Source organism: Saccharothrix longispora (assembly GCF_030852425.1).
Taxonomy (GTDB): Bacteria; Actinomycetota; Actinomycetes; order Mycobacteriales; family Pseudonocardiaceae; genus Actinosynnema; species Actinosynnema longispora.
Genome location: NZ_NSDM01000030.1, coordinates 1 through 14,645, shown reverse-complemented (window position 1 = coordinate 14,645; position 14,645 = coordinate 1). Strand labels below are relative to the sequence as shown.

The following is a 14,645-nucleotide window of genomic DNA, read 5'->3' as shown; positions in this document are numbered from 1 at the left end:
TGCCGAAATGTCGTCCGTGCAGGTCAGGCGGCGTGGTGGTATTCGTTGAGGATGCCGCCCAGTCGTTGCCGTCGGTGGATGTCGAGGCGGGTGAGGGTCGCCTGATCGGGGGCTGGCTGTGGCAGTGGTTGTAGTGGTCGTGCGTTGTGGATGCCTTGGTGGGGTCGGTGGGTGTTGTGGAAGCGCTCGTACTCGTGCAGCGTGTGGAGCAGGTGCTGCTGGTTCCAGATCAGCGTTCGGTCGAGGAGTTCGCGGCGGCAGCTGTGGATCCAGCGTTCCATGATCGCGTTCATGCGCGGGATCCGGACTCCGCTGAGGACGACCTGGATGCCGGCGTCGGCGAGGACGGCGTCGAATGGTGCCGGGTACTTCCCGTCGCGGTCGCGGATCAGGAACCGCGTGTGTCGGCCCTCGTCGTCGAGGTCCATGGCGAGGTTTCTGGCGGCTTGGGTGACCCAGGATGTGGTGGGGTGCGCGGTGGCGCCGAGGACTCGGATCCTGCGGCTGGCGTGCTCGATGACCGCGAGCACGTGGAGGCGGGTGCCGTTCAGGGTGGTGGTCTCGAAGAAGTCGCAGGCCGGGAGCGCGTCGGCTTGTGAGCGGAGGAAGGCCGGCCAGGTCGTCGTGGTGCGTTCGGGTGTCGGTTCGATCCCGGCGTCCTTGAGGATCTGCCAGACGGTGGACGCGGCGATCTTGATACCGAGGACGAGGAGTTCGCCGTGGATGCGTCGGTAGCCCCAGGTGGGGTTCTCGCGTGCCGGGCGCAGCACCAGGAGGCGGATCGAGCGGATGGTTCGTGGTCGGCCGGGCTGCTTGGGGTGGGACCTGGCTGCGTGGCGGCGGGCGAGGAGGTCCTGGTGCCATCGCAGCACCGTCTCCGGACGGACCAGCAGTCGAAGCTGATGAAGCGTGGTGGTCGGGAGGCGGTGCAGCAGCGCCGCGAGGAACGCCCGGTCGGCGGGGGAGAACCGTGGACGGGTGTCTCCGAGTTGGCGTTGCAGGATGGTGATCTGGTGGCGTAGCGCCAGGATCTCCGTGTCTTTGTCCCGGTCGCTCATGGGCAGCAGGCGCAGCAGCGCGAACGTGTTGGTCATGCCCAGGTAGGCCAGTCGAAGCAGCACAGCCGGTCATCGTGCCGTGCCAGACGCCGAGCCAGTGGAACACGAGCACCCTCATGGGCCGTCCCGAGCCCTTGTCCCGACCGCACTCTCACCTGAATGGATGAGGTTGTCGGCAGGCACATCGCTGGCAACCTCTCGACCGGTCCGGATTCAGGGCCGTCACCACTCGTAGGGGCGCATCACCTCCTGCTAGGCTGACGGCTTTCGGCCAACAGGAGCTTCGAGCGCTGAACGCACCGGAATGGGCGGCTGCAGGCCGTCGGCCGACAGTATGATCCCAGAAACTCTGGATCCGTCATATGTGACTTCCTTTCGCCGGTCGAAATCCGGCCTGTCAGCACGTTGCGACCAGCCTCCTGCAACTTTACCGAGTAGCCCGGACGGGTGAGAAAGTCATTCGACATGGTGAGACTGTGCCGTCGCTCCTCCATTATCTGTTCCGTCCTGGTCATGCTGTCCGTCCTGGTCGTACCTGGTTGTGGATCGGAGGGCTTCTTGTTGAGCGGGCTCGTCTACCAGCTGCAGGGATACCGCGACGACCGGCTCGACGAGTTGGTCGGCGTCCACGCCCGCTACGCGGTGATCGACTTGGCACGGGACGCCGGCGAGTCCTACTTCAGCGCCGCGGAGATCGCCGCGTTGCGCGAGCCGGGCACAGAGGTGCTCGCCTATTTCGAGATCGGCTCGGTCGAGTCTTTCCGCCCCGACTTCGCCACGATCCGCGACGCGGGACTGCTGCTGCACGAGTGGTCCGATTGGCCCGGCGAGCACTTCGCGCGGTACTGGGAACCGGAGTGGTGGGAGATGGTGGTCCGCCCCCGGATCGACCGCGCGCTGCGCGCCGGCTTCGACGGCGCCTACCTGGACACGCCCTTGGCGTACGAGGAGATCAACCGGGCGTCGGTGCCCGACCTCGACCGCGCTGAACTGGGCCAGCGCATGGTCGAGCTGATCGTGCGGATCAGCGAGTACGGCAAGGGCGCGGACCCGCGCTTCCAGGTCTACCCGCAGAACTCCCCGGAACTGGCCGAGCACCCGGGGTACCTGGACGCGGTCGACGGCATCGGTGTGGAGGAGCTGTTCTTCCGGGCCACCGACGTGCCGTGCGCCGCGGACTTCTGCGCCACCGATCTGGCGGCGACCCGGAGGGTCCGCGACGCCGGGAAGACCGTTCTGGCCGTGGACTACGCCGTCATCCCCGAAAACCTCGCCGAGGCATGCCGCAGGTACCGCGAGGAGGGGTTCGAGGGGTACACGACCGTGCGGTCGCTGGACCGGATCAGTGCGCCGTGCCCGTGAACTGCGGAGCGCGTCAGGAGTGAGGAGCCAGTAGTGATCGGAACATCGCCGCGGTCACGTCGGATCGGGGTAGTGGGGATGGGGTACGTGGGCATCACGCTCGCCGCGGCGATGGCCCGGCGCGGGTACGAGGTGCACGGTGTCGACACCCAGGAGGCGGTCCTCGGCGCGCTGTCCCGCGGCCGGCCGCACCTCTTCGAACCCGGTGTCGAGGAGGTGTTCGAGGAGTGGGTCGGCAGGCGCATCTTCCCGGTGCCGGAACTACCCGACGGCGGGGTGGACGCGGCGATCATCTGCGTCTCCACTCCGGTGGACCCCTCCGGTCACGAGCCGCGTCTGGAGAACCTGGCGGAGGCGGCTGAGCAGGTCGCCAAGCGGTGCTCACCGAAGACGCTGGTGGTGGTGCGCAGCACGGTCCCGGTCGGCGCCACCCGCGCCGTGGTCCTGCCCCGGCTGCTCGACGCGTGGGGTTCGGCGCGGCTGGTGGTGGCGCCCGAGCGCACGATCCAGGGCCAGGCGCTGCGTGAGTTGGTCGAGCTGCCGCAGGTCGTCGGCGGGGTGGACGAGGAAAGCCTGAGGCTGGGCGTCGCGCTGTTCTCCGGACTGGTGGACAAGGTGGTCCCGGTGTCCAGCGCGGAGACCGCGGAGCTGGTGAAGCTGGTCAACAACTGCCACACCGACGTCATCTACTCCTTCGGGAATGAGGTGGCGCGGCTGACCGAACGGCTCGGCCTGGACCCGCTGGAGGTGATCGGCGCGACCAACACCGACTACCCGCGGCCGGACATCGCCCGACCCGGGTACGTCGGCGGTGGTTGCCTGTCCAAGGACCCGTACCTCCTGCTGGCCGCCGCCGAGCGGACGGGGTACGCGCCGCCGCTGATCCGCGCGGCGCGAGAGGTCAACGAGGGGATGCCGGTGCACGTCGCCGACCGCGTGGTGGAGATGATCGGCAGCCCGCGAGGCAGGACGCTGCTGGTGCTCGGCTGGGCGTACAAGGGCCGACCGGCCACCGACGACATGCGCGGCACCCCCATCACGGCCATGATGCCCGCCTTCACCGCCGCCGGTCTGCGGGTGCTCGGACACGACCCGCTGGTGGGGGCGGAGATGATCCGGCGGCACGGGGGCGACCCCGTGGACCTGGTCGCCGGGTTCGGCGAGGCCGACGCGGTGCTTGTGACCACCGACCACCCCGACTACCAGCGGCTGGACGTCGACGCCCTGCTGCCCGGGTCGGGGGTCCGGCTGGTCTACGACTCATGGCGGGTACTCGACGCGAACCGGGTGCTTGGCCACGGCGTCCGCTACGCGGGCCTGGGCTACGAGCCGGTGGCGCGGTGAAGGTGGCGGTGCTGGGCGGCGCCGGGTTCATCGGTCTGCACCTGACGCGCCGGCTGCTGGCCGACGGGCACGAGGTGATCGTCGTGGACGACTTCTCCCGCGGCCGGGACGACCCGGAGCTGACCGCGCTGGGCGTCCGGGTGCTCTCCGCCGACCTGACCGACCCCGCGTCGTTCACGGCGTTGCCCGCCACCGTCGAGCAGGTGTACCTGCTCGCGGCGGTGGTCGGGGTGCGCAACGTCGAGGCCGACCCGGCCCGGGTCCTACGGGTCAACACCCTGTCGGTGCTCAACACCCTGGACTGGCTGCGGCCTCACCAGCAGCTGTTCTTCGCCTCCACCAGCGAGACCTACGCCGGCGGGGTGGAGACCGGTGTCGTGCCGTTCCCCACCCCTGAGACGACACCGCTGGTGGTGGAGGACGTCACCGCGCCGCGCTTCGCCTACGCGGTGAGCAAGATGTGGGGTGAGAGCGCCGTGGTGCACACCTGTCGGGCGAAGGGCGTCGCGGCGGTGATCGGTCGGTTCCACAACGTCTACGGGCCGCGGATGGGCTCGGATCACGTCATCCCGGAGCTGTCGCTGCGCGCGCTGCGGCGCGAGGACCCCTTCCGGGTCTACGGGACCGATCAGTTCCGGGCGTTCTGCCACGTGGACGACGCGGTGGACGCCGTGGTGCGACTGATGGCGGTGCCGGAGGCGCGGGGGCGGATCGTCCACATCGGCGACGACACGGCGGAGACGAACATCGGCGAGCTGGCCGAGCTGGTGCTGCGGGTGGCCGGGCACGCGCCGACCCTGGACCGGGTGCCCGCGCCCCGCGGTTCGGTCCGGCGCCGCTGTCCGGACCTCACCAGACTGCGGGCGCTGACCGGGTTCGAGCCGAAGGTGGCACTGGACGACGGCGTGCGCCGGACCTTCGACTGGTACCGGGAGCACGGGTCCTGACGCCCGGACCGGGTGGGCGCGCCGCCGGCGCGCCCACCCGTGTGTCCGGCCGCTCACGTCGACCACGCCCAGACGTCGCGCACGGACGACGCCAGGTCGTGCCGCGGCGACCACCCCAGGACCCGTCGGGTCCTGGTCGGGTCGGCCGCGATCCAGCCCACCGTGCCGGACCGGGCCGACGCCCCACCGGACTCCGCCACCCGCCCGCTGAAGCCGGACGTCTCCACCAGCAATTCGACCGCTTCCCGCACCAGGACCGCGGTCCCCAGGCCGACGTTGAGCACCGGGTCGACCGGCGCGGGCGCGAGCGCAGCGCCGGCGACGGCATCGGCGACGTCGCGCACGTCCACGAAGTCGCGGTGGGCGTCCAGCGGACCGAGCCGGACGACCCGCTCACCGGTGGCCGCGGCCGCGCGGAGGGCGGCCGCGGCGCGGCCCAGGACCGTCCCGGTGGACGTCCCGGGGCCGATCGGGTTGAACACCCGCAGCACCACCCCCTCCAGCCGTCCCGCGGCGACGGCCGCCCGCACCAGGGCCGTGCCTGCCAACTTGGTGGCCCCGTAGGGGGAGACCGGACGCTCCGGCGCGTCCTCGGTGACCGGGTGGCCCTCCGGGACGACCCCGTACTCGGCCGCCGAACCGACCGTGACCAGTCGGGCGCCCGGCGCCGCGGAGGGCATCGCGTCGAGCAGCCGGGCCACCGCCGTCACGTTCGCCGCGACCAGCTCCGCGGCCGTGCCGTCCAGCCGTCCGGCGCAGTTGACCACCACGTCCGGCGCGACCGATTCCAGTAGCCCGTCGAGTCCGGCGGGGTCGCCGGTGACCAGGTCGTACCGGACCCGGTCGGGTGCGAGCGCCGCGCCGCGCCCGACGCGCACCACCGCGATGTCTTCCGACCGGGCGGTCAGCGCGCGGTCGACCCACTGGCCGAGGTGTCCGGAGGCGCCGAACAGCACCACCTTCAGCGCGCGCACGAACGCACCTGCCGCTGTTCGGCGGGCAGGAGCTTCGAGCGGAGCCGTTCGAAGCACCGGTTGGCCTCGTCGTAGTCGTCGGGCCTGCCGATGTCCAGCCAGTAGCCGTCGAACTCGTAGGCGGCGAGGTCCTCACCCCGGGCGAGCAGGTCCAGCACCAGAGCATCCAACCCGAAGTGCACATCGCGCGGGTACGGCGCGAGTATCTTGCGCGCCAACGCGTACACACCCATGTTCGCGCTGTAGGACAGGACCGGTTTCTCGATGAAATCCACGATCCTGCCCTCCACGGTCTCCAGCGTGCCGAAGTCGATCCGCACCTCGCGCCTGCGGGTGGCCACGGTCAACGGAGCCTCGCCGGTCACGTGCCGGCCCAGCAGCTCGCCGTAGTCCAGGTCGGTGAGCACGTCGCCGTTCATCACCAGGAAGTGCTCGGGGAGCTGGTCCAGGAAATTCAGCAGCGGACCGATGGTGGACAGCGGCGTCTCCTCCTCGTGGTAGTCCACTTCGATGTCCCACTGCGCACCGTCGCCGACGAAGGCGCGGATCATCCGGCCGAGGTGGCCGATCGCGAGCGTGACGCGGTCGAATCCGCGTGCCCGCAACTGCTGCAGGATGATGTCGAGGATCGCGTACTCCCCGCCGATGGGCATCAAGGGCTTGGGCAACGACGTGGTGTAGGGCCGCAGTCGCACTCCTCGGCCGCCTGCGAGTATCACCGCGTGCATGGTGAATCCCTTCCTGGTCAACGGTAGTGGTGGACTTCACCGACGCTCGTGCGCAGCGTCGACAGCATGAGCAGTGCCAACGCGGTGCCGCACAGCAGGAACACCGGCACGTGGGCGTGGGGCGCCCACGCGTCGGCGACGACGAACTCGGCCAGGGCGACGTCCGCGATCAGCACGCCGGCCAGCACGGCCAGCAACCGCGGCAGGCGGCCGGTCCGGATCAGGACGAACCCCAGGAAGAACGCGCCACCGAGCACGACGTGGGCGTCGACCAGCAGCGCGCCTCGTGAGGTCAGCAGACCTGTCACGCGCAGGCAGGCCAGCAGGACCAGGGCGAGCCCGCCGAGGACCACCAGGCAGTTGGCCAGCTCCCGCAGCAGCATCCGCCACACCGCGCTGCGGAACCAGGCGGTGGGACGCCGCTCCCGCAGCAGTTCGGCGGCCTGCTCGAAGAACCGGTTGGCCCGCCACTCCGCGACGCCCATGCCGAGCGCCAGCGGTGCCGCCGCCACGGCCAGGTCGACCGCGCCGCCGATGAACCGGACATCGGTGTAGAACAGGAATGCCGCGCACAACGCCGTGTGCCCGATGACGGGCAGCGCCCCGAGCACCAGTGCCCGCGCGCCCGGTGGTCGGGCGCCGGGCGCGTCCTCGGCGCGCAGGGTGACCAACAACGCCAGGCCGAACGTCGCCGCGGCGGAGGCGCAGCCGAACAGCAGCACCGGGCTCACGAGGGCGTCGGCGAGGCCCGACACCAGATACCCCGCCCCGCCGAGCACGACCGGCAGCGAGGTGAGGAGGACCAGTGGTTCCCGGTGGTAGAAGACCAGGATTCCCGAGGCGATCTGATAGCCCGTCAGCGCCATCACGAACAGCACCGCGACCGGGCCGCCACTGGGGGACGGCAGCGCGAGCGCGCCCACCGCGGCCAGCGCGGCGCCCGCGGTCGCGAGCACGCGCAGCAGCCGGCCCGTCACCCCACCGGCGCCCGAGCGGAGCACTCGGTGCGCGATCCAGACGGTGCCCGCTCCCCAGAGCCACCCCACGGTCGTGGCGAGCACCAGCGCCCGGATCGCCGCCGGGCCGCCCAGCGCGGTGAACACCGCCGGGTAGCCGACCGCGGGCAGCAGGTACAGCGGGCCGTGCACCACGTCGTACCACGAGCGCGGGGCCGGTGAGCGGTGATCGGCGGCGTGCCGGCCGCCCTCGCCCACGTGCGGCAGCCGTTCGTACACCTGCCGGGCCAGGTCGAACACGTCGGCCGCCCGGTACACCTCGACCGCGGTCCGGTCGGTGACACCCAGGCTTTCCAGCACCGCCGCCACCTGTAGTTCGTCCACCGGGTCGGGCAGCACTCGGCCGACCCGCCCGGTCAGGTCGGCGATGGTCATCCGGATCGGCCGGCGAGGGCCAGTTCGGCGTACCGGGCGTGGTAGCCGTCGTTCCACCTCTGGAGGGTGAAGTTCTCCAGCACGCGCTGCCGGGCGAGCCGACCCAGGCGCCTGCGCAGCTCACCGTCGGTGAGCAGCCCCAGACACGCGTCCGCGAACGCCGCGTGGTCCCGCGGCGGCACCACGATCCCGGCATCACCGACGGCTTCGGGCACCCCGCCGACATCGGTGCACACCGGCGGCCGACCGGTCGACATCCCCTCCATGAGGCTGAACGGGAAGCCCTCCGACACGCTGGTCAGCCCGACCAGGTGGCCTTGGTGGAAGGCGTCGACCTGGTTGGGAATCCGGCCCTCGAAGACCGCGGCACCCGACAGGCCGAGTCGGTCGACCAGGTCCAGGCAGCTCGTGTGGTAGTCCCGGTTGACCGGCGGCACGGGACCGAACATCCGCAACCGGGCCTCGGGCAGCTCGCCGCGGACGATCCGGAACGCCCGGATCAAGGTGTGCAGGTCCTTGAGAGGGTCGATCCGGCCGACGAAGACGATCGTCGGCTCGGCCGGTTCCGCGCCGGCCACGGGGAAGATGGCGGGGTCGATGCCGTTGTACATCGTCCGCACCCGCTCCTCGTCGGCGCCGTTGCGCAGCTGCCAGCGCCGGTTGTAGGCCGAGTGCGGGGCCAGGGCGTCGCAACAGCGGTAGGCGGCGCAGGCCAGCGCGCGGTGGAAGCCGAGCAGCAGCCGCTCGACCGCGTGCGACCTGTGGGTCCCCACCGCGGCGAGGTACCGCTCGCGCAGGTAGACGCCGTGCTCGGACATCATCAGCGACGTGCCGTGCGCCCACTTGGCGGCCATCCCCACGAGCGCGCTGGGCCCGTTCATCGCCAGGTGGCACACGTCGACCTGGATCGGTGGGTGCGACAGCGGCCGCAGCAGGTGCTCCAGCAGGTCGGTGGCGGTGACCGCGTCGCGCAGCGACAGCGGGTACCCGGCGTCCGCCGCCACGGCCATCAGCCGGTCCACCGAGTCGTTGGACACCAGCGCCGAGCACACGTCCGAGTTCTGGGCCAGTTCGAACAACCGGCGCAGCGCCGCGAGCACGACGTCCGCACCGCCCTCGGCGTACGGGATGAAGGACCGCAGGAAAGCCTCGTGGGCGGCGGCGAAATCCCGCGGCCGGCCCCGCGGCCGGCGCGGGAGTCGACCCCACAGCGGGAGGTTCACCACCTCCACGTTCGCCGGGACCGGCCAGGTGGGGCGCTCCGAGCCGTCGACGGTCAGCGCGACGACGGTGAAGGCGTGCCCTGCCACACCGCGCACGAGCTGGTCGATCCACAGGCTCACGCCACCGGCGCAGTACGGGTAAGCACCCTCGGAGACCAGCGCGACCCTCAACGCCCGCGTCGGGAGGGCCGAGCCGGTGAGCGGTCGCTGTCGACGGGTGGTCATGGCCGGGGGCTCGCCATCACGGTGACGGTCTCGCCGCGCTTCAGGCCGAGCCGGGATACCACGTCCGACCCGTAGACCTCCGCCTCGTCGGGGGCGGACCGGTCGGCATCGGTGGCCGGCCGGGTGTCGATGCCGGTCAGGAACAGCGCCCGGTCGCCGTCCGCGGTATAGGTGACGGTGCCGGTCGCCCGGTCCCACACCGCGTCACGGTGGGCGGCCAGCTCGGCGAAGTGCGCGGTCCGGTCCTCGACGTACTCGGCGAGCGATCGCCGGTCCGGGCTCTTCAACGGCACCCGGTAGAGCGCCGCGTACGCCGCCACCGCGGCATCGGCCCAGTCGAACGCCAGGCTGCGCCCGGGTTCGTACTCGCGCAGGTTGCCCTGGTGCAGCGTGTGGGCGTACACCGAGCCGCTCACCAGGTGCCAGAGCGCGACGTCGGCCTCGGAGTCCACGACCTGCCGGTAGGAGAGGTCGTGGTCGCCGTGGTCCGGCCGGTGGCCGCCGCGGCCGTACTGGGCGTTGTAGAGCGCGACCTGTTCGGCAGGGTCGGTCGCCTCGAACGCGATGCTGGTCGGCCAGTCGGGCACCACCATCACCTCCGGCCGCAACGGGTGGCGGACGCCGCAGTTGGCGCACGCCGGGCGGTGACCGGCGAAGGACATGTTCCCCTGCACGTACCGCACCCCCAGGTCGTGCGCGGCGTCGAGCATCGCCTTGTTGGAGCCCGCCAGCCCGAAGTCCGTCGGTGGCGAGGTGGAGCGCGGGTCCGGGTTGTGCACGCCCAGCCCGGAGTACTCCGGGGTTTTGAGGACCTCCGACGGCACCGGCAACCCGCCGCGCGCGGCGATGTCGAGGTTGCGGACGATCTCATCGCGGCTCACGTCGTAGGGGGTGTCGTTCATCTGCGGGTGGGTGGCGGTGTGGTTCACCCATCGGAACTCGTCGACCAGGCTCTTGGAGCAGCTGCTCAACGTGTCCGGTGTGCCGCTTCCGGCGCAGGTCGCCGGGACCTCGGGGCGGAAGCGGCTGCCGTTGTAGGGCAGGGTGAGGGTGAACCCGGCGGCCACCGGGTGCCGGGCCCGCAGCGCGCGCTGCTGGTCGCGGACCGCGACCGCGTCCCGGCCGTCGAGTCGGAACAACTCGGTGCCGCCGTCGGGTCGCCGCCGGGTCGTGGCGTTGAACCAGTCGTCCACGTCGACGGTGAACCAGTGCCGGTGCTCGCCGAGCAGCACCCCGCGGGTCGCCCAGCGCACCAGGCCGTAGCCCAGCAGGGGAGTGGGTGTGGCGTCCGGCCCGGTGGAGAAGGTCAACGCCATGCGCTCGCGGCCGTCAGGGGATCGGCTGACCACTCCCACCACCCCGCCCGGTGCGACCAGCACGGGGTCGGCGGAGCAGCCGGGTGCCGGCGCGGCCCGGTAGAGGTGGGCGGAGGTCAACGGGACCACCGCCTCGGGGCGCAGGTAGTCGAAAACCTCGGCACCGGCAGGGGGGAGCGTGAGCCCGACCGGCTCCACGCCGACGTCGCCCTCCGAACCGTCGCGCAGGCAGTGGTCCTCCGGCGATGTGCCGGGGTGCGCGTTCAACGTCACCTGGCGGATGCCGTAACCGCGCTCGTAGGCCCGGAGCACCTCCCACTCCGGGGGGTCGAACGCGCTGGCGTACGTGCCGCTCCCGTCGTCGCGCAACAAGGCCCCGTCGGTCAGCAGGATGCCGTTGTACCGGCCGACGCCGTCCGGGCCGACCAGCCGTTCGGGTGTCAGCTGCTCCTCTGCGGCGAGCAGCACGTCGTACGGTGTGCCGATCCCGTCCAGCACCGCCCGCCACGTGGCCAGGCCGATGTCGTCGGCGCCGGCTGCGACGACCAGCTGGCGCAGCGCCACCAGATCGCCCGGCTTCGCCACGACTCCCGCCGGCCGTGCCACCCGCACCGGCACCCGCTGCTTGATCGCGGTGCGCAGCGGCGCGGGTGCGGGGGGCGGCTCGTCGACCTCCGGCACGACGGAGGTGTCCGCCACGACGGCGGTGTCTGTTGCCGGCGGGCTGGACAGGGTGATCGTGGCCGCCGCGAGGGTGACGGCAGCCAGCAGCGGAACCCGCAGCCGCGAACCGATTCCGCCCGGCCTCATGCGCGCGGGGTCGCGGTGGCCACGAGCGCGACCTCGGCCGTGGTCCGCACCAGGGTCACCGCGTCGGTCCCGTACACGTCGACCACACCACCCTGTGCGGTCACGCCGGTGAAGAACAGCCAGCCGGCGCCGGCGGGTGTGTAGCTGACGGTGTTGGTGCGCTTGTCCCACACCGCGTCCCGGCCCGCTCCCCACTCGGTGAAGTGGGCGGTGCGCGCGTCGACGTACCGAGCCAGGGCCGGCCAGTCGGGGTTGCGCAGCGGCACCCGGTACGCGGCGGAGTACTTCTCCACGACCGCCCGGAGCCAGTCGAACGCCAGGCTGCGCAGCTGCGAGTACTGCCTCAGGTTGCCCTGGTGCAGGGTGTGCGCGTACGCCGAGCCGGTCATGACGTGCCGGAGCGCGACGTCGGACTCGTGGTCGACGATCTCCTCGTAGGTGAGATCGGAGGAGGGGAACCCGCCGCTGCCCCCGAGCAGGTTGTTGTAGAAGTAGGTCTGCTCGGCGGGGGCGGTGACGTGGTAGCCGATGTTGGTCGGCCAGTCCGGCACCACCAGCACGTCGGGCTGGAGCGGGTGGCGGGTGCCGCAGTTGAAGCAGCCCGGTCGGTGGCCGGCGAAGGACATGTTGCCGTGCAGGTACCGCACGCCGAGGTCGTGGGCGGCGTCGAGCAGCGCCTTGTTCGACGAGGTCAGCCCGAAGTCCGTCGGTGGGGCGGTGGGAGCCGCGTCCGGGTCCGGGTGGTACACGCCCAGCCCGGAGTAGGCGGGTGTTTTGAGCACCTCGGTGGGCACGGTCAGCCCGGCCTGTCGGGCGATTGCCAGGTTGTCCCCGATCTCGGCCTCGTTCTCCGCGTAGGTGGTGAAGTCCAGCGCCGGGTGGTGCACCGTGTGGTTGAGCCACCGGAACTCGCCGGCCAGGCAGCGGGAGTAGCTGGTCAAGGCGTCACCGGTGGGTGCGGGCGCGCACCGCGCGGGTGCGTCGGGGTCGAGGCCGCCGCCGTTGTAGGGCAGGTTCAGGGCGAAGTCCCCGGCCAACGGGTGGTCGGTGCGCAGGTCCCGCTGCTGCTGGGCGACGCCCGCGGCATCCGTTCCGCTCAGTCGGAAGCCGGGATCGGTGTCGAGGCGGCCGTCCTCGTGCAGGTGGTCGCCGGTGTTGAACCAGTCGTCCACGTCCACGTTGATCCAGTGCCTGGACTCGCCGGCGAGCACACCCCGGGTGGCCCAGCGCAGCAGCCCGTACCCGAGCAGGTCGGTCTGCGCCAGGTGCTCGTTGGAGGAGAAGGTCAGGGCAGCCCGCTCACGGCCGTCCGCGGAGGTGCCGACCACCCCCATGACGTGGTCGTCCAAGGTCAGCAGGGGTTGGGCCGCGCAGCCCGGGGCGAGCGTGGATCTGTAGGCGTAGGAGTGGGCGACCGGGATGTGCGCGGTCGGCTTGAGCCGGTCGAAGAACTCCGCGCCTGCCGCGGTGAGCGACAACCGGACCGGGGAGGTGATGCCGCCCTCTGTCCCGGGGCGCAGGCAGTAGTCCTCCGGGAACGTGCCCCAGGACGTGTAGAGCGACACTTGTCGGACTCCGTGGGTGCGCTCGTAGGCCCACAGCGCCCGCCACTCCGCGTCGTCGAGCCCGCTGACGTGGCCGCCGGAGCCGTCGGGGTGCAGCAGGGCGTTGTCGGTCAGCAGGATCGCGTTGTAGCGTCCGACGCCGTCGGGACGGACCAACCGGTCCGCGGTCAGCTGCTCGGTCTCGGCGGACAGGACGTCGTAGGGCGTGCCGACCCGGTCGAGCACGGCCTTCCACGTGGGCAAGCCGAAGTCGGCGGAGTCGACGGCGATCACCAGCGGTCGCAGCACGACCTCGTCGCTCCCCGACGCGCTGACCGGCTGCGCGACCGGGGGAATTGCGCCTCCGACGACGGTCAGCTCCGGTGGCGTCGGTGGTTCACGACGGCCGACGTCGCCGCGGGGGGAGACGTCCTCTGCGGACTTTCGTCCCTCAGCGCGGACCGCATCGCCGGCCGAGGCGGTGGGGGGAGTCGCGATGACGGTGACGAGCAGGGCCAGGAATGCGGTGAGCAACTTCGTACGCGCGCGGGAAACCGCCATGGCACGACTCCGATCAGTGGGAAAGACGGTGTTCTCGCGGGCTGAGTCTTTCGTCGTCACCGGGGTCTCATCCCCGCGGCAGCGCGCTCCCGGAGTGGCGTGGGTCCCGATCCGGCCGCGGGCGCGTCCCGGACCAGGTGGCCGGGTCGTCGCCGGACCGGCCCGGCCACCGGAGGAGTCGCCGAGGAGTTCGTCGCCATTCCTTCGGCGAAATGGCCAGAAGTCGAGTACCGCACGGTCACAGCCCTCCTGTCGGACTCGGCCCAGCATAGGGACGCTGGGCCGGATCGGCGGTGGAGCGCATTGACGGGTGGCGTCGACTGATCACCCGCCGTATCCGGTCCACTGTGGAGTCACCCTTGAGTGGTGCCCCGGCCGGGGTGTGACGCACCCGGTCGACACGCCGTGTCCTTGTGCTCCCTGGGTTTCGACATGAGGGCGGTGTGGTGCACGAGTGAGCGCGCACCGGGATCCCACGTGGAGCCCTCGTCACGGGCCTACCGCTCGACGATCACCTCGACGCGGACGACCGGTGATGAGCAACCCTCGACTCCGGTGGTCCTCCGATGGTGGTCGGCTCAAGTTCACCTAGCCGAACGATTTGCCGCCACCCCCCGATCCGGGTGCGCCCGTCGAAGGCGACCGTCCGCCGGCGCCGCAAGTCGCGCAACGCCTTCTCGCTGGGACGCGGGTGCCGGCTTGGCCCCAGCCCTGCGGTCAACCTGTCCCGGACTCGTAGGTACACCAGCGACGGGAACAACGCCGGCGTCAACACGAAGCAGACTCCGGCGCGGCAGGGCCGGCGCAGCATCCGCCTCTGAACGGTTTGGGTCTCCTCCACGATGGCGTCGAAAAGTTCGACAGGAAGGTGACGAGTCAGCTCGCCCAAGTGACCGGGTAGGAGAAACCCTCCGCATCGCCGCCGGCCAGCCCGGATGCAGAGACGGCACACTGATCGCGCAACAGGACCCCTCACCAGCAGGACGGTCTTGACAGCCCTCTGCTCCTACCCGGGGTTCCGCTGCTCCACCACCACGACACGCGGGACTTGACCCAAGGCCGGGTAGTTGAGGGTTTCCGTGCTTCTGCAGGGAAGTCGGCGGCCATGTCGTGGCGGCGTAGAGGCCGGGGCCGATTTTGTGGATGAGTCCGCTGTCGGCCC

The 14,645-nt window shown here is 71.3% G+C and carries 11 protein-coding genes; 3 read left to right on the top strand and 8 right to left on the bottom strand.

Annotation, left to right across the window (positions count from 1 at the left end):
• Window positions 1-23: 23 nt before the first annotated feature.
• The gene (locus tag CKY47_RS35580; RefSeq protein WP_306750789.1) at window positions 24-1,121 is read right to left on the bottom strand and encodes an integrase core domain-containing protein; all 1,098 of its coding nucleotides are present in this window, start codon (window positions 1,119-1,121) and stop codon (window positions 24-26) included.
• A gap of 450 nt (window positions 1,122-1,571) precedes the next feature.
• Here CKY47_RS35580 and CKY47_RS35575 point away from each other — a divergent pair, with 450 nt between their 5' ends.
• Genes CKY47_RS35575 through CKY47_RS35565 form a run of 3 tightly spaced genes read left to right on the top strand, consistent with a single transcriptional unit; the run spans window position 1,572 to window position 4,711 of the window.
• Window positions 1,572-2,420, top strand: a complete 849-nt coding sequence (locus CKY47_RS35575) for a glycoside hydrolase family 191 protein (protein WP_306750788.1) — start codon at window positions 1,572-1,574, stop codon at window positions 2,418-2,420.
• A gap of 33 nt (window positions 2,421-2,453) precedes the next feature.
• Window positions 2,454-3,764 carry a nucleotide sugar dehydrogenase gene (locus CKY47_RS35570; RefSeq protein WP_306750787.1) on the top strand — a complete coding sequence of 437 codons (1,311 nt, stop codon included), beginning with the start codon at window positions 2,454-2,456 and terminating at the stop codon, window positions 3,762-3,764.
• Window positions 3,761-4,711, top strand: a complete 951-nt coding sequence (locus CKY47_RS35565; protein ID WP_306750786.1) for an NAD-dependent epimerase/dehydratase family protein — start codon at window positions 3,761-3,763, stop codon at window positions 4,709-4,711. The genes CKY47_RS35570 and CKY47_RS35565 overlap by 4 nt, the downstream gene beginning before the upstream one ends.
• A gap of 53 nt (window positions 4,712-4,764) precedes the next feature.
• Here CKY47_RS35565 and CKY47_RS35560 read toward each other — a convergent pair whose 3' ends face one another.
• The 7 genes from CKY47_RS35560 to CKY47_RS37160 form a co-directional block, all read right to left on the bottom strand.
• Entirely contained in the window at window positions 4,765-5,685 is a 921-nt protein-coding gene (locus CKY47_RS35560) for an NAD-dependent epimerase/dehydratase family protein (RefSeq protein WP_306750785.1), read from the bottom strand.
• Window positions 5,673-6,413 (bottom strand): nucleotidyltransferase family protein, encoded by a 741-nt coding sequence (locus CKY47_RS35555; RefSeq protein WP_306750784.1) that lies wholly within the window; start codon window positions 6,411-6,413, stop codon window positions 5,673-5,675. Before CKY47_RS35555 ends, CKY47_RS35560 begins: the two co-directional genes overlap by 13 nt.
• A gap of 17 nt (window positions 6,414-6,430) precedes the next feature.
• Complete coding sequence (locus CKY47_RS35550) at window positions 6,431-7,804, bottom strand: hypothetical protein (RefSeq protein WP_306750783.1); 1,374 nt, start codon at window positions 7,802-7,804, stop codon at window positions 6,431-6,433.
• Entirely contained in the window at window positions 7,801-9,252 is a 1,452-nt protein-coding gene (gene pelF / locus CKY47_RS35545; RefSeq protein WP_306750782.1) for a GT4 family glycosyltransferase PelF, read from the bottom strand. Before pelF ends, CKY47_RS35550 begins: the two co-directional genes overlap by 4 nt.
• Entirely contained in the window at window positions 9,249-11,378 is a 2,130-nt protein-coding gene (locus CKY47_RS35540; protein WP_306750781.1) for an Agd3-related carbohydrate-binding protein, read from the bottom strand. Before CKY47_RS35540 ends, pelF begins: the two co-directional genes overlap by 4 nt.
• Entirely contained in the window at window positions 11,375-13,231 is a 1,857-nt protein-coding gene (locus CKY47_RS35535) for an Agd3-related carbohydrate-binding protein (protein WP_306750780.1), read from the bottom strand. The genes CKY47_RS35540 and CKY47_RS35535 overlap by 4 nt, the downstream gene beginning before the upstream one ends.
• Window positions 13,232-13,994: 763 nt before the next feature.
• Entirely contained in the window at window positions 13,995-14,435 is a 441-nt protein-coding gene (locus CKY47_RS37160) for a transposase domain-containing protein (RefSeq protein WP_371320793.1), read from the bottom strand.
• Window positions 14,436-14,645: the final 210 nt, after the last annotated feature.